Raw genomic sequence first — 21,349 nt, forward strand, 5'->3', positions numbered from 1 at the left:
CCGTCGCTCCCCTGCTTTGTGGTTCGGGGGGGGGGGGGGGCGGCCTGCTTCCCCGCCCGGGGGTTCGGTGGGGGGGGGGGGGGGGCGGGCCGCGGGGGGGGCCCCCCCCGCACTCCCCCGTCACACAAAACCCCGGCGCAAGACTTCCGCTTCCCGCAAGCTGTCGGGATACTGTATGCAATGGCGCGGCCACAAGCCATGAACTCATGAGGGAGCGCAGCGTGAAAAGCAGCGCAAGAAGGCGGGATCGCACGCCGAAGACCTACGCCAGGCTCGAACACCCGCTGGTACGGGACGAGAAGGGCGGCCCGTTCCGGCGGGCGACCTGGGAGGAAGCACTGGACCGGGCAGCCGCCGGACTGGGTGCCGCACGCGGTGCGTTCGGCATGTTCTCCTGCGCCCGTGCCACGAACGAGATGAACTACGTCGCGCAGAAGTTCGCGCGCGTGGTGATGGGCACCAACAACGTCGACTCCTGCAACCGCACGTGTCACGCACCGAGCGTCGCCGGCCTCTCCGCGGCCTTCGGCTCCGGCGGCGGCACCTCCTCCTACGAGGAGGTCGAGCACACGGACCTGATCGTGATGTGGGGCTCCAACGCCCGCTTCGCGCACCCGATCTTCTTCCAGCACGTACTCAAGGGCATCAGGAACGGCGCGCGGATGTACGCCGTCGATCCCCGCCGCACGTCCACGGCCGAGTGGGCCGAGAGCTGGATGGGACTCAACGTCGGCACGGACATCCCGCTGGCGCACGCCGTCGGCCGCGAGATCATCCACGCCGGGCTGCACAACAAGGCGTTCATCGAGCAGGCCACCACCGGCTTCGAGGAGTACGCGGCCGAGGTCGAGCCGTGGACCCTCGGCGTGGCCGAGAAGGTCACGGGCGTACCCGCCGCGGCGATCCGCGACCTCGCCCACGCCTACGCCCGCGCCGAGCGGGCCCAGTTGTGCTGGACGCTCGGCATCACCGAGCACCACAACGGCACGGACAACGTCCGGGCGCTGATCAACCTGTCGCTGCTCACCGGGCACGTCGGGCGGTACGGCTCCGGGGTCCAGCCCCTGCGCGGGCAGAACAACGTGCAGGGCGGCGGCGACATGGGGGCCATCCCCAACCGGCTGCCGGGCTTCCAGGACATCCTCGAACCCGACATCCGGCAGAAGTTCGAGACCGCGTGGGACACCGTGATCCAGCCCCACTACGGCCTCAACCTGACCGACATGTTCGAGGCGATGGAGACCGGCGATCTCAAGGCCGTCTACTGCATCGGCGAGAACCCCGCGCAGTCCGAGGCCGACAGCGAGCAGGCGGTCGACCGGCTCAAGGCGCTCGACTTCCTGGTGGTGCAGGACATCTTCCTCACCAGGACCGCCGAGCTGGCCGACGTGATCCTGCCCGCCACCGCCGCGTGGTGCGAGACCGACGGCACCACCACCAACAGCGAACGCCGCGTCCAGCGTGTCCGCAAGGCGATCAACCCGCCGGGCGAGGCGCGCGAGGACATCGACATCATCTGCGACCTGGCCGCCAGGCTCGGTCACCCGTGGAAGTTCGCGGACGCCGAGACCGTCTGGAACGAGCTGCGCGAACTGTCGCCCGACCACTACGGGATGACGTACGACCGGCTGGTCGAGCACCACGGCATCCAGTGGCCGTGCCCCGACACCGAGCGGCTCGAACCCACCTATCTGCACGGCAGGTTGTGGGAGGCGGACCCCGCCAAGCGCGGCAGGCTCGCCCCGTTCGGGATCGTCGAGCACGACCCGCCGGTGGATCTGACGGACGAGCAGTACCCGATCAGGCTCACCACCGGGCGCCGGCTCGACTCGTACAACACCGGTGTGCAGAGCGGGAGTTTCGCCTCCCCGATGCGCCGCGGCGAGTACGTGGAGCTGTGCCCGGAGGACGCGGAGAAGTACGGCGTCCAGGTCGGCGAGGAGGTCCAGATCTCCTCACGGCGCGGCACGGTGCGGGCACCGGTGTGGATCGACCCGGGGCTCCGTCCCGGGCTGGCGTTCATGACCATGCATTTCCCGGACGAGGTGGACACCAACCAGCTGACGATCGAGGCGAACTGCCCCATCGCCGGCACCGCCGAGTTCAAGGCGTCGGCCATCCGGATCGAGAAGTTGCCCGGATACGTGACAGAGATGTCCGCGACAGCAGCGAGGAGCTGAGAATCAGTGGACCTGCACTTCGGTGACAGCAAACCGACGGACGAGGAACGGGCGGCGGTCGACTCGCTGCTGGGCCCCGCGACGTCGGCGTGGGAAGGCGCGGAAGACCGTTCGGACACGGATCTGCGCTGGGCTCGCGGTGGTCGCGAGGCACGCGAACGGCGCGACCTGCTGTTGCCGGGGTTGCATGCCATCAACGACCGCGTGGGCTGGATCAGCGAGGGCGCCCTCGCCTACCTCTGCCGCCGGCTCACGGTGCCGCCGGCGGAGGCGTACGGCGTGGCCACGTTCTACGCGATGTTCGCGGTCAAGCCCCGGCCCGCCAAGGTGCTGCACGTCTGCACCGACCTGGCGTGCGCGGGGAACGGCTCCGCGAAGCTCTGCGCGGATCTGGAGGAACGCATAGGTGCCGCGGGCTCGGCGGCGGACGGCGTCGTATGGCAGCCGAGCCCGTGCCTGGGCCTGTGCGAACGGGCCCCGGCCGCACTGGTGTTGCAGGCGGGCACCCCGTCCGACACGGTCCCCGCGCAGCGGGACCCCCGGCTCAGGGACGTCGCCGCCGCGGCGCCCGCGCGCCTCGCCGACGAGACGGACGAGACCGCGGACGCCGACGGCGCCGCTGTCACGCCCATCCGGGCCGACCTCGCCCCGAACGGCGCGGTGGTCACGCCCCTGCGGGCGCACCCCAACGGATCGTCCGCCGAACCCGCCCCGCGGCGGCAGGCGTTCGCCGTCGTCGGCCCCGCCACCGTCGACGCGCTGGTCGAGGCCGCGACGGCTCCGGAGGACGCCCCCGATGAACCCTCCGCCGCCCTGGCCGTACCGCAGGCCGGGCAGGATGGCCTGATGCTGCTCCAGCGGATCGGCGTCGTCGACCCGTACAGCATCGACGACTACCGGGCGCACGGCGGCTACCACGCCCTGCGGACCGCCTTCGACGTCGGACCCGCCGGGGTGATCCGCGAGGTCACCGACTCCGGGCTGCTCGGCCGCGGCGGCGCTGCCTTCCCCACCGGGCGCAAGTGGCAGGCCACCGCCTCCCAGCCCGACCGGCCCCACTATCTCGTCTGCAACGCCGACGAGTCGGAGCCCGGCACCTTCAAAGACCGGGTGATCATGGAGGGCGACCCGTTCGCCCTGATCGAGGCCATGACCATCGCCGGTTACGCCACCGGCGCCCATGTCGGCTACCTCTATCTGCGCGGCGAGTACCCGCGCGCCCTGCACCGCCTGGAGAACGCCATCACCCAGGCCCGCCTGCGCGGCTTCCTCGGTGACGACGTACTCGGCCAGGGCTACGCGTTCGACATCGAGATCCGCCGGGGCGCCGGCGCCTACATCTGCGGTGAGGAGACGGCCCTCTTCAACTCCATCGAGGGCTTCCGCGGCGAACCGCGCTCCAAGCCGCCGTTCCCGGTCGAGAAGGGGCTGTTCGGCAAGCCGACGGCCGCCAACAACGTCGAGACGCTCATCAACGTGCTGCCCATCCTGACGATGGGGGCCGAGGCGTACGCGGCGATCGGCACGGCCAACTCCACCGGACCGAAGCTGTTCTGCGTCTCGGGCAGCGTCGAGCGGCCCGGCATCTACGAGCTGCCGTTCGGCGCCACGCTCGGTGATCTCCTCGACCTGGCGGGCACCCCGACCGAGATCCGGGCGATCCTGCTCGGCGGCGCCGCGGGCGGGTTCGTACGCCCCGACGAGCGGGACATCCCGCTCACCTTCGAGGGGACCAGGGCCGCCGGCACCACCCTCGGCTCCGGCGTGATCCTGGTCATGGACGACACCGTCGGCCTGCCCCGGACACTGCTGCGCATCGCCGAGTTCTTCCGCGACGAGTCCTGCGGTCAGTGCGTGCCCTGCCGGGTCGGCACCGTCCGCCAGGAGGAAGCGCTGCACCGCATCAAGGACCGTACGGGCGCCGAGGCGTCCGACGACGTCGCGCTGCTGCGCGAGGTCGGTCAGACCATGCGCGACGCCTCCATCTGCGGTCTGGGACAGACCGCGTGGAATGCCGTCGAGTCCGCCATCGACCGTCTGGGGGCTTTCAAGTGACCGTCATACCTCTTCAACTGCCGCGCCGGCTCCTTGAGTTCACCCTGGACGGCGAACCCGTCCGGGTCCCCGAGGGGTCCACGATCCTGGACGCCTGCCGGGCCGCCGGCAAGGACATCCCGACCCTCTGCGAAGGCGACACGCTCACCCCGAAGAACGCGTGCCGGGTCTGCGTCGTCGAGGTGGAGGGCGCCCGTACGCTCGCCCCGGCCTGCTCGCGCCGCGCCGAGGCCGGCATGGAGGTGAAGACGGACTCCGAGCGCGCCCGGACCAGCCGCAAGGTCGTCCTGGAACTGCTCGCTTCGTCCACCGACCTCTCCACGACACCGCGCGCGGCCGAGTGGATCAAGGAGTACGAGGCGAAGCCCGACCGGTTCGGGCCCGACGCCGCCCGGGTCAACGAGACACCGAAGATCGACAACGATCTCTACGTCCGGGACCTCGACAAATGCATCCTCTGCTACAAGTGTGTGGACGCCTGCGGCGACCAGTGGCAGAACACCTTCGCCATCTCCGTGGCCGGCCGCGGCTTCGACGCCCGTATCTCCACCGAACACGCGGTGGCGCTCCCGGAGTCCGCGTGCGTCTACTGCGGCAACTGCATCGAGGTCTGCCCCACGGGCGCCCTCAGCTTCAAGTCCGAATTCGACATGCGCGAGGCCGGGACCTGGAACGAGTCGGCGCAGACGGAGACCACCACCATCTGCGCGTACTGCGGCGTGGGCTGCAACCTCACCCTGCACGTACAGGACAATGAGATCGTCAAGGTCACCTCACCGCACGACAATCCGGTGACCCACGGCAACCTGTGCATCAAGGGCCGCTTCGGCTACCAGCACGCGCAGCAGCACTAGGCCGAGCAAGCACCGGCCCGAGCAGCACGCGACCGAGCGAGGAACAGGAAGGATCGACATGGGACGGGTCACCGAACGCCGCCGCACCATCCGCATCAGGGACGGTGCCATCACCACCCGTCCCGACACCCTCGTCTCCGAGGAGCCCATGGAGATCCGGCTGAACGGCAAGCCGCTCGCCATCACCATGCGCACCCCGGGCGACGACTTCGCGCTCGCGAGCGGATTCCTCGTCAGTGAGGGCGTCCTCGGCTCGGCCGACGACGTCCGGTCGATCGTGTACTGCGCCGGGGCGACGGACGACGGCAAGAACACGTACAACGTGGTGGACGTCCAGCTCGCGCCCGGCGTCCCGATGCCGGACATCACGCTGGAACGCAACGTCTACACCACGTCCTCGTGCGGCCTCTGCGGCAAGGCCAGCCTCGACGCCGTACGCACCACGGCCCGGTTCCCGATCGCCGACACTCCCCCGGTCCGGGTCGAACCGGCTCTGCTTTCCGGCCTCCCCGACCGGTTGCGGGCGGCACAGCAGGTATTCGACCGGACCGGGGGTCTGCACGCCGCGGCCCTCTTCTCCGAGACCGGCGAACTCCTCGACATCCGCGAGGACGTGGGCCGCCACAACGCGGTCGACAAACTCGTCGGACGGGCGCTCCAGCAGGGCCTGCTGCCGCTCTCGCGGGCGATCCTGCTGGTCTCGGGGCGGGCGTCCTTCGAACTCGCCCAGAAGGCGGTGATGGCCGGAATCCCGGTCCTGGCGGCGGTCTCCGCACCGTCGTCGCTCGCCGTCGACCTCGCCGCGGAGACGGGGCTGACGCTCGTCGGCTTCCTCCGCGGCCCCTCCATGAACGTGTATGCCGGCGACGACCGCATCGCCCTCCACAGCGAGGTGTGACGCGCTGCCGCTGCACGGGATACACGGGATAAGGACCCGGCCGGCGGGGAGCGCCCCCTGCGCCGGCCGGGTCTGGTCCCCCTTTTAGGGGGCTCGGTTCGCCTCCGGGGCGCTTTGAGCCGGTGTCGACGGTCGACCGTGCTCAGCCCCTCGTTCCTCGGGGCCTCTGCGCGCTCTCCCTTTCGACACCGGCGCGCCCCTTCGGCTCACTCGCCGATGGGGCCGACCTGGCCGGTTCGGTCAGTTGGGGTTCAGGCGGTCCCGTGAGGGGTTCAGGGGTGTCCTTGGAGCGGCGCTTGGCGATCACCGCGCAGACCACCAGCTGAAGCATGTGGAACAGCATCAACGGCAGTACCGCCAGGCTCGCCTGCGCTCCGAACAGCACGCTCGCCATCGGCAGCCCGGCCGCGAGGCTCTTCTTCGAGCCCGCGAACTGGATCGCCACCCGGTCCGCCCTGCCGAAGCCCAGCCGCCGCGAGCCGTACCAGCTGATCGTCAGCATCGCCGCGAGCAGCGCCACCTCGACCGCGAACAGCGCGCCGAGCCGCGCCGGAGTGACCTGGTGCCAGATGCCGGCGACCATGCCCTGGCTGAAGGCCGTGTAGACGACCAGCAGGATCGAGCCGCGGTCCACCCGGCCCAGCAGTGTGCGGTGGCGGGCGAGGAAGCCGCCGACCCAGCGCCGTAGCAACTGCCCCGCCACGAACGGCAGCAGCAGCTGCGCCACGATCCGCAGCAGCGAGTCGGGCGAGAACCCGCTCGCGCCGCCGCCGAGCAGCAGGGCGGCGAGCAGCGGCGTCACCACGATGCCCGCGATGCTGGAGAAGGACCCGGCGCAGATCGCCGCAGGGACGTTGCCCCGTGCCATGGACGTGAAGGCGATGGACGACTGGATCGTCGACGGGACCAGGCAGAGGAAGAGCAGCCCGTTGTAGAGCTCGGGTGTCAGTACGTAGGGCACGAGCCCGCGCGCTGCCAGCCCCAGCACCGGGAAGATCAGGAACGTGCAGGCCAGGACGGTCAGATGGAGCCGCCAGCTCTTGAGTCCTTCCATCGCCTCACGGGTCGAGAGCCGGGCGCCGTACAGGAAGAAGAGCAGCGCGACCGCGCCGGTCGACGCCCCGCCGACGACGTCCGCCGTGGTGCCGGACGCGGGCAGCAGTGCCGCGAGGGCGACGGTGCCGAGGAGGGCGAGGATGTACGGGTCGATGGGCAGCCGGAACGGCAGCCGCCGGGACCGGGGGGACGTGGGCGACGGGGGCGGCGTACGGCGGCGGTTCATGTGCTCCACTGGCTCTTGCTGTGCTCTGGATCTCGTACGCGTGCCGGATCTTGGTCCGTGTTCCGGGACGGATCGCGCGCTCTCCATAATCCAGGGGCCGAGCTTGATCGGGAATCCCGCATACGGCTCTGACTGTCATCATGATCCGCGATGACCCGGGCTACTCTGGGCCGTATGTACGACATGTACGACCCCGCGCAGCTCCGCACGTTCCTGGCGGTGGCGCAGACCCTCAGCTTCACGCAGGCCGCGCGGCGTCTCGGCGTACGGCAGTCGACGGTCAGCCAGCATGTACGGCGGCTGGAGGCGGCGGCCGGGGACCGGCAGCTCTTCACGCGGGACACGCACAGTGTGGAGCTGACGGAGGACGGCGAGGCCATGCTCGGCTTCGCCCGTACGATCCTCGCGGCCCACGAGCGGGCGGCCGAGTACTTCTCCGGGACCCGGCTGCGCGGCAGGCTCCGCTTCGGCGCCTCCGAGGACTTCGTCCTGACGCGGCTGCCCGAGATCCTTGAGTCGTTCCGCACCGATCACCCCGAGGTCGATCTGGAGCTGACCGTCGAACTGTCCGGCACGCTGCACGAGCGGCTGGCCGCCGGTGAGCTGGATCTGGTGCTGGCCAAGCGCCGGGGCGGTGACACGCACGGCGAGCTGGTCTGGCAGTCCACGCTGGTCTGGATCGGGGCGCCGCACGTGCGGATCGACCCCGAGCGCCCGGTGCCGCTGATCCTGTTCCCGGCGCCCGGCATCACCCGCGCCCGTGCGCTGGAGGTGCTGGAGGCGGACGGCCGCGCGTGGCGCATCGCCTGTACGAGCGCGAGCCTGAGCGGGCTGATCGCGGCGGCGCGGGCGGGTCTCGGCGTGATGGCGCACACCCGGGGGCTGATCCCACCGGGCCTGGTGCCGGTACCGGCCCGCGCGGCGCTGCCGGATCTCGGCGGCGTGGACTTCGTGCTGCTGCACGGCCGGAGGCAGGCGGGGCGGACCGCGCGAGCGTCGGACCGGAGCCCGGCGGACGCGCTCGCCGACGCCATCCTGGCGGGCGGCGACCGGCTGCACCGCCCGGCCGATACACGCTGACCGACAAGAACCCGCCAGACCGAGGCGCTGGTACAGGCCAAGTCTTCTCCCGGGGCCGGGTGCGTAATCGCCCCGTACAGATTCGGTGGAGATTCCCTCAAGGCACACTTACTCTTCGGTCAGAAGCGTGTCCCGAGTCTCTTCTCAACTCCGGCTTCTGGCCTCTGACCTGCGCCGATACCGCAAAGCGCCACTTGCGTCCACCCCCTCCCGCCGGGCTGCCCCTTGGGGTACCGTCACGGCGCCGTGCGGAGCCACAAGGAGCAGGTCATTGCGCGAGTTCACTGTCCGACCCATGGCGTCTGCGCCCCATGCGGGCGGGCTGGCGGACGTCGTATTCGATCATGCGCTGGACGACCCGGGCCGTGTCACGCTCGGCCGCAAGGACGCCGACGGCAACTGGCACGACGTGACGTCGGCCGAGTTCCGCGACGAGGTACTGGCTCTGGCGAAGGGGCTGCTGGCCCAGGGGGTCCGGTTCGGCGACCGGGTCGCGATCATGTCCCGTACCCGGTACGAGTGGACGGTCTTCGACTTCGCGCTCTGGTCGGTCGGCGCCCAGTCCGTGCCGGTCTACCCGACCTCGTCCGCCGAGCAGGTCTTCTGGATGCTGTACGACTCCGAGGTGTCGGCGTGCGTGGTCGAGCACGAGGACCACGCGATGACCATCGGCTCGGTGATCGACCGTCTCCCCCGGCTCAAGAAGCTCTGGCAGCTGGACGCCGGCGCCGTCGGCGAACTCACCCGCGCGGGCGCCGAGATCGACGACGAGGTCGTCCACCGGCACTGCCGGGCGGTCACGCCCGACTCCACGGCCACGGTCATCTACACCTCGGGAACCACCGGCCGCCCCAAGGGCTGTGTGATCACGCACGCGAACTTCATGTTCGAGACGGACACGATGATCGCCCGCTGGGAGCCGGTCTTCCACTCCAAGCGCGGCGACGAGGCGTCGACGCTGCTCTTCCTGCCGCTCGCGCACGTCTTCGGCCGGATGGTCGAGATCGCCGCGATCCGGGGGCGGGTGAAGCTGGGCCACCAGCCGGTGATGCGGGCGAGTGAACTGCTGCCGGACCTGGCCGCGTTCCGGCCGTCCTTCATCCTGGCCGTGCCGTACATCTTCGAGAAGATCTTCCACGCCGCGCGCCGCAAGGCCGAACGGGAGGGCAGGACAGGCCCGTTCGACAAGGCCGTCGATGTGGCGGTGAAGCACGCGGAGGCGATGGAGCACAAGGCGTTCGGGCTCGGCCCCGGTCCGTCGGCGGGGCTGCGGATCCAGCACCAGTTCTTCGAGAAGGCCGTGTACTCCAAGGTGCGCGCCGCGATGGGCGGCCGGGTGCGGCACGCGATGTCGGGCGGTTCGGGGATGGACCGGCGGCTCGGTCTCTTCTTCGAGGGCGCCGGTGTCACGGTCTTCGAGGGCTACGGCCTGACGGAGTCCAGTGCGGCGGCCACCGCCAACCCGCCGGAGCGCACCCGGTACGGGACGGTCGGCCAGCCCATCCCGGGCACCACGGTGCACATCGCCAAGGACGGCGAGGTGTGGCTGCACGGCGGTCATGTCTTCGGCGGCTATCTGAACGACCCGAAGGCCACCGAGGCGGTCCTGCGCGACGGCTGGCTCGCCACGGGCGACCTCGGGGCGCTCGACGAGGACGGCTATCTGACCATCACCGGGCGCAAGAAGGAGATCCTGGTGACGTCGGGCGGTAAAAGCGTGTCACCGGCGGGTCTTGAGGAGCGCGTACGGGCGCATCCGCTGGTCGGCCAGTGCATCGTGGTCGGCAACGACCGGCCGTACATCGCCGCGCTGGTGACCGTCGACCAGGAGGCGGTGGAGCACTGGCTGGCGATGCGGGGCAAACCGCCGCTGAAACCGGTGGACCTGGTGCGCGACCCGGATCTTGAGATGGAGATCCGTCGCGCGGTGGTGGCGGCCAACACCCTGGTGTCACAGGCCGAGTCGATCCGTACGTTCCGGATCCTGGCGCATCCCTTCAGCGAGGAGCACGGGCTGCTGACGCCGTCGCTCAAGCTCAAGCGCAAGGCGATCGAGACGGCGTACACCGTCGAGGTGGACGCCCTCTACCGCTGAGGCGGGAGAGCAGGACCCGGGGCGGCACCCGAAGGTCCCCAGGGTTGCCCCCCGGTCACCAAGTCCCGCTTCCCCGCCCGGTGTTCCTGGGGGCTGATGCCCCGTACCCGTTTGAACGCCGCGCTCAGCGCGAACGAGCCGCCGTAGCCGACCTGGCGCGCGATCGACTCGACCGTGGCGTCCGTCTCCCGCAACCGGTCGGCGGCCAACGACAGCCGCCAGTCGGCGAGATACGCCATCGGCGACTCGCCGACCAGTTCGGTGAAGCGGCGGGCGAGCGCCGCGCGGGAGACCCCGCACCTCGCGGCGAGCGACGCGACGGTCCAGGGATGGGCCGGTTCGTGTCGGAGGAGTCGCAGCGCCCTGCCCACCACCGGGTCGCCCATGGCCCGGTACCAGCCGGGCGCCGCGGCGTCGGGGCGGGAGAACCAGGTCCGCAGCGCGGCGATCAGCAGCAGGTCGAGCACCCGGTCGAGCACGACACTCTGGCCGGGGTCGTCCCGTGAGATCTCGTCGTCCAGGAACGGCAGCAGCGGGCAGTCCCAGGCGTCGGCGGGCAGATGGAGCACGTCGGGCAGCGCGTCGAGCAGCCGCCGGCTGACCTCGCCCGCCATCTGGTACGTGCCGACGAGCATGGTCGAGGGGCCGTCGAGCGCGTTGCCCCAGGTCCGTACGCCCAGCCGCATCGACTGCGCGAGCGGTTCGCCGCGCAGCGTGTGGCAGGTGCCACCGGGGCCGATGACGGCCTGCGGCGCGCTGCCCGGGGCGTCGGTGACGGTGTACGGCCGCGGGCCCCGCACGATGGCGATGTCGCCGGGGCGTACATGGACGGGCGGCGTATCCGTGCCATGGACGATCCAGGCCTCGCCGCGTGCGACCCACATCAGACAGAGCGGTGCCGGTCCTCGATCCGGACGGACCACGGTGGTTCCATCACCATGCGCAGCAGGAACGCGCCCCGGGCACGGGGACCGTCGAGAAGTCCGGCGAGTGCGTCCACATCGCCCAGATTAGAGGCGCGCCCTTCTGGTCGGCACGGGTATCCGGGCTCAGAGCGCGCCGTGCGTGGGCGCGATCTCCTCGACCCGTGCGGCGAGATCGAAGTCACGGTCGGTGATCCCGCCCACGTCGTGCGAGTTCACCGCGATGTCGACGGTGTTGTAGCCGAGGGTGAGATCGGAGTGGTGGTTCAGCTCCTGCTGGATCCGGGCGACGTGCACGACCATCGCCGTCGCGGCGAAGTGGTCGGTGAGCTGGTAGTTACGGGTGATCTTCCCGTCCTCCAGGGACCACTCGGGCAGCGCGGCCAGCCGGTTGTCGATCTCCTGCGGTGACAGTGATTCCTTCGCCATGGGGTCACTCCTTACGGGGTCCGCCGGGGACCCTGGCCAGTTCGGGGGACGAGGTGTCGAGCGGGACGGTGTAGGAGCGTACGAGGCCGAGCTGGACGGCCTGGCGCGGCAGCACCGCGTCGAGCACCCAGTCCGCCGCGACGCGCACCCGGTTCGCCGGCATGGCCGCCAGGTGGTAGCCGCGGGTGACCGCGCCGGCCACCGGTCCGGAGAGCGGCACCCCCAGGGGGTTGGCGGCTGCCTTGACCCCGCCGAGGTCGACCACGAATCCGAGGTCGTGGTGCCGATACGCCTGCTGCTCCCCGTAGCCGAGGGAGGCGGCGACGTTGCGGCCCGCGACCTTGCCCTGGCGGGTCGCGTGCTGCGCGGTCATGGGCGTGAACTCCCCCGGCCTGGTCAGATCGGGTACGGCGGCGGCGTCACCGCACGCGAAGACCTCGGGGTGGCCGGGCACGTTGAGCCGCGGATCCACGACCAGCCTGCCGCGTTCGACGGGCAGTCCGACGTCGGCGACCAGCGGGTCGGGCCGTACGCCGACGCACCAGACGAGGGTCCGGGTCTCGACGAACTCCCCGTCGTCCAGCTGGACGCCCTTCGCGGTGGCCTCCTTGACGGACGTGCCGGTGCGGACGTCGACGCCGCGCCGGCGCAGGACGCGGGCGGCGGTGTCGGAGAGCCTGTGGTCCAGCTCGGGCAGGACCCTGGGCGCGATGTCGATGAGCAGCCAGCGAGGGGCCGGTTTGCATGTCCGGCCTGGCTGCTTGCGGACCAGGTCGTCGGTGAAGAGCTTGCCGTGGGCGGCGACCTCGGTGCCGGTGTAGCCCGCGCCGACCACCACGAAGGTGGTGCGCGCCCGGTTGTCGGGGCTGTCCCCGGCCGCGGCGAGTTCTATCTGGCGGGTGACGTGGTCGCGCAGGTAGAGGGCTTCGGGCAGACCCCGGAAGCCGTGCGCGTGCTCGGCGACACCCGGGATCGGAAGGAGTTTGTTGACGCTGCCGACGGCGAGAACGAGCCGGTCGTAGCTGAGCTCGCCACTCTCGCCCTCGGGGCCCGAGTACCGCACCAGCCGTTTGTCCAGGTCGACGTGGTCGGCCTCGCCGAGGACGAGTCGCACCCGGGGCAGGACGCGGGTCAGCGAGATGGTCACTCGGCGTGGTTCCAGGATTCCGGCGGCCACCTGGGGCAGAAGTGGCAGGTAGAGGAAGTAGTCGGTCGGGTTGAGGAGGACGACTTCGGCCTCGTCCCGTACGCGCCGGCAGAGCGTACGGGCGGCTTGGAAGCCGGCGAATCCGGCTCCTACGACGACAATGCGGGAACGGCTCACGTTCGACTCCGGACTGTGGCGTATCGGGTCTTACGGACGACTCGTCGCGTACCCGGCCGGGGCCGGGGCACACGACGGTCACCCGATTTCTCCAGGCCCTGTCCGGGGACAGGGCCTTGCCCTCATGCCACTGGTCGCCCTGTGTTTCCCCTCCTCATTATCCTCGCGTCCGCCGGTATTGCGACATGATCTCGGCTGGTGTGAGGACCTGGTCGAAGAACATCAGGTCGTCCATCCGGCAGTCGCAGGGATTGCCCTCCTGGGTGTTCTGCGGATAGCTGCCGCCGATCTTGATGCCGCGCGGATCGGTGGGCGACGCGGTGTCGGGCTCGGGCGGCCCCTCCACCGCCCAGGGGTCACCGGGCGTGACGTACCGGCCGGGGAGCGGGAGGCCGTCGCGGTACAGCGCCATCGTGCCGGTGTCGAAGTCGAACGTCGCGGCGAGGGACACCCACCTGCCGACCGGCAGGATCCGCCGCCAGTCGGCGTCGGCGGCGAACGTCTGTGAACTGCCCCCGTCCACGCGGCGACCGAGGGCGACGACCTTCATCTCCCCGCCGACGGTGATGAGTTCGAGCAGGGCGCGTACGTCGTGACCCGCCGAGGTGCCCGTGAGGATCCCGGCGAGGCCGATCGCGTTGTAACGGTCGTCGGGGGCAGCGGTGTTGGAGTTCGGCGCCGGATTGTCGGCGGTCATCCTGAACCAGCCCATGACGGTGGCCTGCCGGGCGCCGTTGAAGGCGTTCAGGGTCGGCACGCCCTGTGGGCCGTACACGCCGGCCTTCCAGTCGTCGTTGCTCTTGACCGTGGGCGTGACCTGCCGCGTACGCAGGACCTCGCCGCGCCGTTTGTCGTCCGTGACGCGTGACAGGGCTCCGCCGTTGACCAGGTCGAGCGTGGTGCCTGAGCTGCCCTGGTCGCTTTCGCGGGCCGGGTCGCCGGGGGCCGGGTGCTCGAAGTCGTAAGCGGCGACCGGGCTGGGCAGGGGTGCCGCCATGCCGGCGGTCCGGCCCTCCGCCGGCTCACCCGCCGGTGCGAAAGCCGTCACCAGCAGCGTTGTGGCGAGAGCGAGAGTCAGGGCGAGCCTGCGCCGCCCCGATGTGTCAGCGCGCATCGGTCACCTTCCAGATCTTGCCGTTGGCCTTCGCCAGGACGTAGAGCTCACCGTCGCGGTCCGTACCGAACCGCAGGTCGACCCGGTCGTCCCCGGCCAGCTCCGCCATCGAGGTCGTCGCGCCGGCCGCGTCGATGACCTTGAACTGATGCACCTCGGCGAGCGGCCCGCCCCGGCGCATGTCGGCCACGTCGGAGTAGAAGATCCGGCCGCCGACACCTTCGCCGTAGACGTACTTGCCCCGCAGCTCGGGGATCTCGGCGCCCCGGTAGACGAAGCCGCCGATCAGCGCGTTGCCACTGTCCGCGCAGGGGGTCTCCGGCGGCGGTACGTGGTCGAAGGCCGCGACCGGATAGGTGTAGCCGTACTGCTCGTCGTTGTCCGGGAGTTGGTAGACACCGCAGGTCGGGTTCCCCTCCTTGCGGTACTCGAAGGGTCCCTCGCGGTCACTCCAGCCCAGGTTGTCCCCGGCCCTGACGTCGTACACGGACTCGATGCGGTGCTCCCCGATGCTCCCCACGAACATCTGGCCGCTGCCGCCGGAGTCCCAGCTGAACCGGTGCGGGTCCCGGAAGCCGTACGCGTAGATCTCGCCGAGCACGTACTGCCGGTGGACGAAGGGGTTGGACGGCGGGATGCCGTACTTGCCGCCGGGGCCGTTGTCGCCGGCCGGGTCGATGCGCAGGATCTTGCCCTGCGGTACGTACAGGTCCTGAGGCACCGAACTGCGCCAGCCGGCTCCGCCGTCCCCGGCGGCGATGTAGAGCAGCCCGTAGTCCTCGTCCCCGGGGCGGGAGTTGGGGTTGAAGTTGATCTCCTGGATGTCGTGGATGGTGCTCTGGAAACCGAGCCGCATCACCTCGCGGCGCGAGCCGCTGAACGTCGTGGCGGCCGGGTCGTCGGCGGTCCACTCGGTGACCACGCTGTGGACAACGGTGACTCCGCCGGACGGCAGGTCCGGGCGTTTGCGGAGCGCGTCCCTGGCCTCGGTGTGGACGGTGTAGAACATGCCGTTCTCGGCGAACTCCGGGTGGAAGGCGACGAATCCGAAGCCGCTGCCGAGGCCCTGGTGGGACCAGAAGTCCGGGCCGGCCTCCGTACCGACGTCCAGGTACTCGGTGGGCGTGCCCGCGCTGTTCAGCAGATACAGCTTGCCGTTGAGATCGGGGACGTACAACCGGCCGGATCCGTCGGGGACTTCGCCGACGAAGTTGATCCGGGCCCAGCGCTTGAGCCGGTCGTCGGTCGGCGGCGGCACCGGCTCCGACTTGGGCAGCGTCGAGAATTCGTCAAGAACCAGGCCAATTTCGGAGAGTGCCGGGTCGGGCAGCGGATCGGCGATCGGCCCGTCCTCACGTGCTTCGGCGGATGGCACGAGCAGCGAGACCAGCAGCACCCCCGCCGCGACGGCCAGTCGTTTTCTCGCCGTTCTTCCTGTTGTTCCGGGCTTGGGCATCCCGCTCACCTCATCGGCTCGGACGGTACGGCTCGGACAGGCGGCACCACCGCATAGAAAGCGCTTGCAGTGAGGCGTCCGCGCCAAGTTACAAACGAGGCAAGGGCGCGGCAAGGGGGCCGGAGCGAGCAAAGTGGCGCGCGCACCAATTTCGGGCACATCCGCCCCATGAGACGGTCAAGTCCATAGGGGCGCGTGGGGAGTCGGTCCCGAATGGCGATACTGTGCGCCCGCGCCGTCATCCGGCGGCGAAGTGAACGCGGAGGATTCAGTGACTGTATTCAACAGATCGTGGCGACGCCCCGGGGCGCTCGTGACGGTCGCGGCGGCGGGTGCGCTCGGCGTCGGCCTCTTCGCCGCCCCGGCGGTGGCGCACACCCCGGCCTGGGCCGTGACCTGCTCGCAGGTGAGCGTCGATCTCGTCAACTACACCGCCAGCGCCGAGAACACGGTGACCCTGAGTGTCGACGGCAAGGAACTGCTGGCCACCGAGAAGTTCGGTGGAGAGTTCCACAAGAAGATCGAACTGCCCGAGCACGACAAGGAGCTGACGCTCCACCTCGTGGTGAAGGACGGTTCGGGCAACGACGGTTCGCTCGACGACACCAAGACCGCTCCGGTCTGCGAGGGCAGCGAGCCCGAGCCCACGCCGTCGAAGACTCCGCCGTCGGACGAGCCCGAGCCCACGCCGACCGAGGCCAAGCCCGAGCCGAGCGAGACGACCGCCGAGGCGCCCGTCCCCTCCTCGCAGCCGAGCCCCGCCGGTGACGACCTCGCCGAGACGGGTTCCTCCAGCACGACGCCGCTGATCGCGGGCGCCGCCGCCGTCATACTCGTGGCCGGTGCGGGCATCACGTGGGCCGCGCGCAAGCGCCGCGCCGTGGGGAACTGACCTCGCGCGACCACCGCTGACGACTGCCGACGGGCGGCGGACACGACCGCCGACGGACGCAGAACCGCCGCCGGCCGGAAGGCACTTGAGTGTCTTCCGGCCGACGGCGGTGCCGTTTGTCCTGAGGCTGTTTCTCCTGGGCCGTTCTCCCGGTGCCGTTTCTCCTGGGGCCGTTCTGCCCGTCCGCCCGCGCTCCCGTCAGGACTTGGCACTGCCCGGAAGCCGTTCCAGGAGCGCCCGCAGGTCGTCCGCGTGCTCCTCCTCCTGCGCGAGCAGGTCCTCAAAGACCCGGCGCGTGGTGGGGTCGCCCGTCCCCAGCCACTGGGCGATCTCCGTGTACGACGTGATGGCCACCCGCTCGGCCACCAGATCCTCCTTGATCATCTCGATCAGGTCCAGGCTCTCGTCGTACTCCGAGTGCGAACGGTTCGTGAGCGTCTCGGGGTTGAAGTCGGGCTCACCGCCGAGCTGCACGATCCGCTCGGCCAGCTTGTCCGCGTGCGCCTGCTCGTCATCCGCGTGTTCCAGGAACTCGGCGGCGACCGGCTCCGCGTAGAGCCCCGTCGCCGTGTAGTAATGCCTCTTGTAGCGCAGTGTGCAGACGATCTCGGTGGCCAGCGCCTCGTTCAGCACCTGGATGACCCGCTCGACATCCGCCCCGTAGGCGTCCGTCACCGGGCCCTTGTCGATCTGCCGGCGGGCGCGCTCGCGAATCATCTTGATGTCCGTGAGGAATTCGGCCATGACCGTTCACATCCTTTCTTTGCGGCTGCTGTCGCGACGACGGTTACGCAGAATTCCCTGACCCCGCAGACCCCGGTCGCCACGGGGGCTTCTGCCGAGATACGACTCCGCCGCACGGATCGCCTCATGGGCGGTGCGGTGGCCCATCAGCACACACAGGGTGTAGGCGACGTCGTCCAGCCGCCGCCGTCGCGCCGGGTTCTGCGGCTCCTGCAGAACCAGCTGCTCCCACGTCCGGTAGCGGCGCAGCAGCTGGGCGAGCCCGGCCTTGTCCGGCAGAAGCATGCTCTTCTCCCGATTCTCGAAGCCGGCCCCGCTGGACCTGCTCGTTCGGCGACGTCTCGGCCCGCGGGACGGCGGTGTTCACAGCCGTCCCGCGGGCCTTGCCCATCATCGTGCGACGATCACCCGTTGTCCGCAAACGGACACTTTCCGTGGTGGTTCCGCGTCTGTTCGCGGTCCGCGTCAGCGCACCATCGCCGTTCCCGTCAGGAGCTTCACGGCGGCGGCGATCGAATCGGCGTCGATTCCGGCGGCACGCAGCTGCTGGGCGGGCGTCGCGGACCCGGGCATCTCCCGTACGCCGAGCCGCACCAGCCGGGGCGCGGGCCGGCCGTCGGAGAAGACCTCCGCGACGGCGTCGCCGAGACCGCCCTGCGGGTGGTGGTCCTCCACCGTGATCAGACAGCCGGTGTCGGCCGCGGCGGCCTGGAGGGTGACCTCGTCGGCCGGCTTGATCGAGTACATGTCGATGACCCGTACGGTGATGCCCTCCTCGGCGAGCAGGTCTGCCGCCTTGAGGCACTCGTGGACGGTGATCCCGGAGCCGACGAGGGTCATCCGGTCGTCGATGGTGTGCCGGAGCACCTTGCTGCCGCCGACCGGGAACTGCTCGTCGAAGCCGTAGATGACCGGTGTCTTCCCGCGCAGGGTGCGCAGATAGCTGATGCCCTCCAGCTCGGCCATCGCGGCGACGAGCCGGGTCGTCTGGTTCGCGTCGCACGGCTGGAGCACCGTACTGCCGTGCAGGGCACGGAACAGGGCGAGGTCTTCGAGCCCCATCTGCGAAGGCCCGTCCTGGCCGATGGAGACACCGGAGTGCGAGCCGACGACGCTGATCGACGCCCCGCCGATCGTGGCCATCCGCAGGAAGTCGTGCGCCCGGGTCAGGAAGGCCGCGAAGGTCGAGGCGTACGGGATCTGCCCGCAGGCCTGCATGCCGATGGCGGCGGCGATCAGCTGCTGTTCGGCGATGTAGCACTCGAAGTAGCGCTCGGGGTGCTCCTTGGAGAAGAACTCGGTACGGGTCGAGTCGCCGACCTCCCCGTCGAGCGCCACGATGTCGCCGCGCGCGAAGCCGAGTGCGGTCAGGGCCTGCCCGTACGCGTCACGGGTGGCGATCTGGTCGCCCTCGTCGAAGCGCGGCAGATTCAGATGGCCGACGCCGGGGTGGGCGTCGGTGGCGCTCGTCGCGGGCTTGCGCACCTCGACCCGCATGGACCGCCGGCCGCCCAGCTCCTCGATGGCGCCCGCCGCGTCCGGGAGGGGCTTGCCGTGCATGCCCTCGCGGTCCTCGACGGAGGCGACGCCCCGGCCCTTCAGGGTGCCGGCGATGATCGCCGTCGGCTCGCCGATGGTCGAGCGCGCCTCGTCGTAGGCGGCTTCGATCGCGTCGATGTCATGGCCGTCGACCTCGATGGTGTGCCAGCCGAAGGCGTGCAGTCTGCGGCTGTACGCGGCGAGGTCGTGCTCGTGGCGGGTGGGGCCGCGCTGGCCGAGCCGGTTCACGTCGACGATCAGCGTCAGCGAGTCGAGATGCTCGTGCCCGGCGTGTTCGGCGGCCTCCCAGATCGAGCCCTCGGCCATCTCGCTGTCGCCGCAGAGCACCCAGACCCGGTACGGGACCTTGCCGAGCCGCTGCCCGGCGAGCGCCATCCCGACGCCCAGCGGCAGGCCCTGCCCGAGCGAACCGGTCGCGACGTCCACCCAGGGCAGCCGGGGGGTGGGGTGGCCTTCGAGCCTGCTGCCCTCCCGGCGGTAGGTGTGGAACTCGGCCTCGTCGATGGCACCGGCCGCGAGATACATGGAGTAGAGCAGGGGCGACGCGTGGCCCTTGGAGAAGATCATCCGGTCGTTCCCCGGGTGATCGGGGCGGTCGAAGTCGTACGTCAGATGGTTGGCCAGCAGGACGGCGCCGAGATCGGCGGCGGACATGGACGAGGTCGGGTGGCCGGAACCCGCCATGTCGGCCGCGCGGACCGAGTCGACCCTGAGCTGCTGCGCCAGTTCTGTCAGAAGTTCGCTACGCATGTCACTCCTCACCGGATGCGACCGGATGCGGCGGCCGGACGGGCGGACCGTGGACTTTCCGGGTGCCCGAGGGCGACGACCGCAAACGGCAGCCGCGCCTGTAATGCCCCGTACCCACCAGATTGCCCCACCCGGGGAGAGCCCGCAGAAGACGGGACCGGTGCGGGCGCCCGCCGGGCGGGGCTACCGTCCGCGTATGACATCGCGCAGGTCGGGGACCGGGGTCGGGCCGCTGCTCAGGAGCTGGCGTGAACGGCGCCGGATCAGTCAGCTGGAGCTGGCCCTGCGCGCCGGCTCGTCCGCCCGCCACATCAGCTTCGTGGAGACGGGCAGGGCCCGGCCGAGCGAGGAGATGGTCCTGCGGCTCGCGGAGCGTCTGGATGTGCCGGTGCGCGAACGCAACGCGTTGCTGCTGGCGGCCGGTTACGCGCCCCGCTTCAGCGAGACCGCGCTGGACGACCCGTCGATGGCGGCGGTGCGGGAGGCGCTGGAGCGGCTGCTGCGGGGGTACGAACCGTATCCGGCGCTCGTGGTCGACGGGACGTACACCTTGGTGGCGGCCAACCGGGGCCTCGGCCTGATCATGGAAGGCGTGCCCGAGCATCTGCTGGTGCCGCCGGTGAACACGATGAAGGTCGTCCTTCATCCGGAAGGGGCGGCGGGGCGTGTCCGCAATTTCCGGCAGTGGCGGGCGCATCTGCTGGACCAGATGGAGCGGCGGATCGCGCTCGACCGCTCGGACGCGCTGCGGGCGCTGTACGAGGAGGTCGCCGCGTATCCGCCGCCGGAGGGGGCGGACGACTCCGGCGGTGACGGGGCCGGGGCCGGCGAGGACGGTGACGCGGCGGCGTTCGCGCTCGGGAACTTCGCGCTGCCGTTGCGGATCGAGCACGGGGGCCAGGTGCTGACCTTCCTGTCGTCCATCTCGACGTTCAACACACCGATGGACGTGACGGTGGCCGAGCTGGCGATCGAGACGTTCCTGCCGGCCGATCCTGCGACGGCGAAGTATCTGATGTCGGCGCTGGGCTGAGGACGGACCGGTCCGCCGGGCGGTGACCCGGCGGACCGGTCAGGTCACGTCGGGGGATCAGTCGCGGGTGTCCCGGCGGGGCTCGGACGGCCTGGCCGGGGCGGGAGTGGGCGCGGTCGAGGGGGCGGTCGGGGCCTTGGCCTCGTGCTCGGTGGAGCGTGACGCCTCGGCGCGCAGCAGCGCGTTGAGTACGGCGAACGGGTCGATGGGCATGGCTGTGTCCTCGCGGTGCGATGGGGGTTGACCGGCTGGATGGGGTCGACGGGCACGCGGACGTGCCGGACCTCTCAGCAGCGCAGCACCACACAGCGGACGGCCGGCGGCGCGACCGGTCCCTTGACCGACGGGGCGAAGGCCCCTCCGTACGGAGGGCGCGGCGCCGGACGGCGGGTTCTGCGGGGCCCCGGACCTGCCCCGCGTCCGCCCCTGCCCGACGTGGGCTGGGCGGCCACCGCGGTGTCGTGGTGCCCCTCCCCCACGGGCTCGGGCACGGTCGAAGCGGCCGGGCGGGGTTCGGCTCCGCGCGCGGCCGACGCGCAGGAATCGAGCGACATCCCCAGGAGGGCGCAGAGCACGAGCAGCGTGACCAGCCGCACGGCGGACCTTTCGGACCGTCCTGCCGGACGGGCGCGGTGGATTTCCGGGGCGCTGTTCACTGGGCACGACCTCCTGATCGTGCA

Annotated in this window: 18 protein-coding genes and 1 pseudogene; 8 read left to right on the top strand and 11 right to left on the bottom strand. The window is 70.7% G+C overall.

The features are described from left to right. The first annotated feature begins 221 nt into the window (after positions 1–221). From ACFWV8_RS34340 to fdhD, 4 genes are read left to right on the top strand one after another with little or no spacing between them, the layout of a single operon-like run. On the top strand, positions 222–2,180 hold the full coding sequence (locus tag ACFWV8_RS34340) for a molybdopterin oxidoreductase family protein (protein ID WP_384213620.1): 1,959 nt from the start codon (positions 222–224) through the stop codon (positions 2,178–2,180). Positions 2,181–2,186: 6 nt separating this feature from the next. Then, positions 2,187–4,235, top strand: coding sequence for an NAD(P)H-dependent oxidoreductase subunit E (locus ACFWV8_RS34345; RefSeq protein ID WP_384213623.1), 2,049 nt, complete (start codon positions 2,187–2,189; stop codon positions 4,233–4,235). Next, on the top strand, positions 4,232–5,089 hold the full coding sequence (locus ACFWV8_RS34350; RefSeq protein WP_329379232.1) for a 2Fe-2S iron-sulfur cluster-binding protein: 858 nt from the start codon (positions 4,232–4,234) through the stop codon (positions 5,087–5,089). The genes ACFWV8_RS34345 and ACFWV8_RS34350 overlap by 4 nt, the downstream gene beginning before the upstream one ends. Before the next feature lie 58 nt (positions 5,090–5,147). Next, positions 5,148–5,987, top strand: a complete 840-nt coding sequence (fdhD, locus tag ACFWV8_RS34355) for a formate dehydrogenase accessory sulfurtransferase FdhD (RefSeq protein ID WP_384213627.1) — start codon at positions 5,148–5,150, stop codon at positions 5,985–5,987. Positions 5,988–6,129: 142 nt separating this feature from the next. On the opposite strand, the gene ACFWV8_RS34360 is transcribed toward fdhD, so the two are convergent. Then, complete coding sequence (locus ACFWV8_RS34360) at positions 6,130–7,269, bottom strand: bile acid:sodium symporter family protein (protein ID WP_384213690.1); 1,140 nt, start codon at positions 7,267–7,269, stop codon at positions 6,130–6,132. Between the two features lie 183 nt (positions 7,270–7,452). Here ACFWV8_RS34360 and ACFWV8_RS34365 point away from each other — a divergent pair, with 183 nt between their 5' ends. Further along, a complete protein-coding gene (locus tag ACFWV8_RS34365) occupies positions 7,453–8,349 on the top strand; it encodes a LysR substrate-binding domain-containing protein (protein ID WP_384213693.1) in 897 nt (298 codons plus the stop codon). A gap of 295 nt (positions 8,350–8,644) precedes the next feature. After that, positions 8,645–10,444: an AMP-dependent synthetase/ligase gene (locus ACFWV8_RS34370; RefSeq protein WP_384213630.1), complete on the top strand. Its 1,800-nt coding sequence runs from the start codon at positions 8,645–8,647 to the stop codon at positions 10,442–10,444. Here the strand turns inward: ACFWV8_RS34370 and ACFWV8_RS34375 are convergent. The 5 genes and pseudogenes from ACFWV8_RS34375 to ACFWV8_RS34395 form a co-directional block, all read right to left on the bottom strand. Beyond that, positions 10,435–11,444 (bottom strand): annotated as a pseudogene (locus ACFWV8_RS34375) (AraC family transcriptional regulator). The gene ACFWV8_RS34370 and the pseudogene ACFWV8_RS34375 sit on opposite strands and share 10 nt — an antisense overlap. Before the next feature lie 49 nt (positions 11,445–11,493). Beyond that, on the bottom strand, positions 11,494–11,796 hold the full coding sequence (locus ACFWV8_RS34380; protein ID WP_384213633.1) for a 4a-hydroxytetrahydrobiopterin dehydratase: 303 nt from the start codon (positions 11,794–11,796) through the stop codon (positions 11,494–11,496). Between the two features lie 4 nt (positions 11,797–11,800). Beyond that, positions 11,801–13,120, bottom strand: a complete 1,320-nt coding sequence (locus tag ACFWV8_RS34385; RefSeq protein WP_384213636.1) for an NAD(P)/FAD-dependent oxidoreductase — start codon at positions 13,118–13,120, stop codon at positions 11,801–11,803. A gap of 157 nt (positions 13,121–13,277) precedes the next feature. Continuing rightward, positions 13,278–14,234, bottom strand: coding sequence for a LamG-like jellyroll fold domain-containing protein (locus ACFWV8_RS34390; protein ID WP_384213639.1), 957 nt, complete (start codon positions 14,232–14,234; stop codon positions 13,278–13,280). Then, a complete protein-coding gene (locus tag ACFWV8_RS34395; protein WP_384213642.1) occupies positions 14,224–15,690 on the bottom strand; it encodes a PQQ-dependent sugar dehydrogenase in 1,467 nt (488 codons plus the stop codon). Before ACFWV8_RS34395 ends, ACFWV8_RS34390 begins: the two co-directional genes overlap by 11 nt. A gap of 271 nt (positions 15,691–15,961) precedes the next feature. Between ACFWV8_RS34395 and ACFWV8_RS34400 the strand changes: the two genes are divergently transcribed. Continuing rightward, positions 15,962–16,582 (top strand): LAETG motif-containing sortase-dependent surface protein, encoded by a 621-nt coding sequence (locus tag ACFWV8_RS34400; protein WP_384213645.1) that lies wholly within the window; start codon positions 15,962–15,964, stop codon positions 16,580–16,582. Positions 16,583–16,780: 198 nt separating this feature from the next. Here ACFWV8_RS34400 and ACFWV8_RS34405 read toward each other — a convergent pair whose 3' ends face one another. The 3 genes from ACFWV8_RS34405 to ACFWV8_RS34415 form a co-directional block, all read right to left on the bottom strand. Beyond that, positions 16,781–17,326, bottom strand: a complete 546-nt coding sequence (locus ACFWV8_RS34405) for a bacterioferritin (protein ID WP_384213648.1) — start codon at positions 17,324–17,326, stop codon at positions 16,781–16,783. Positions 17,327–17,332: 6 nt separating this feature from the next. Beyond that, a complete protein-coding gene (locus ACFWV8_RS34410) occupies positions 17,333–17,611 on the bottom strand; it encodes a DUF5133 domain-containing protein (RefSeq protein ID WP_329379250.1) in 279 nt (92 codons plus the stop codon). A gap of 180 nt (positions 17,612–17,791) precedes the next feature. Then, positions 17,792–19,636, bottom strand: a complete 1,845-nt coding sequence (locus tag ACFWV8_RS34415; protein ID WP_384213651.1) for a transketolase — start codon at positions 19,634–19,636, stop codon at positions 17,792–17,794. Positions 19,637–19,832: 196 nt separating this feature from the next. Between ACFWV8_RS34415 and ACFWV8_RS34420 the strand changes: the two genes are divergently transcribed. After that, complete coding sequence (locus ACFWV8_RS34420) at positions 19,833–20,669, top strand: helix-turn-helix domain-containing protein (protein ID WP_384213654.1); 837 nt, start codon at positions 19,833–19,835, stop codon at positions 20,667–20,669. Positions 20,670–20,726: 57 nt separating this feature from the next. On the opposite strand, the gene ACFWV8_RS34425 is transcribed toward ACFWV8_RS34420, so the two are convergent. Both ACFWV8_RS34425 and ACFWV8_RS34430 read right to left on the bottom strand, forming a co-directional pair. Beyond that, on the bottom strand, positions 20,727–20,882 hold the full coding sequence (locus ACFWV8_RS34425) for a hypothetical protein (protein WP_329379256.1): 156 nt from the start codon (positions 20,880–20,882) through the stop codon (positions 20,727–20,729). 74 nt (positions 20,883–20,956) lie between these two features. Beyond that, positions 20,957–21,325 (bottom strand): hypothetical protein, encoded by a 369-nt coding sequence (locus ACFWV8_RS34430; protein WP_384213657.1) that lies wholly within the window; start codon positions 21,323–21,325, stop codon positions 20,957–20,959. Between the last annotated feature and the right edge of the window lie 24 nt (positions 21,326–21,349).

The organism is Streptomyces sp. NPDC058665 (assembly GCF_042714995.1).
Classification (GTDB): Bacteria; Actinomycetota; Actinomycetes; order Streptomycetales; family Streptomycetaceae; genus Streptomyces.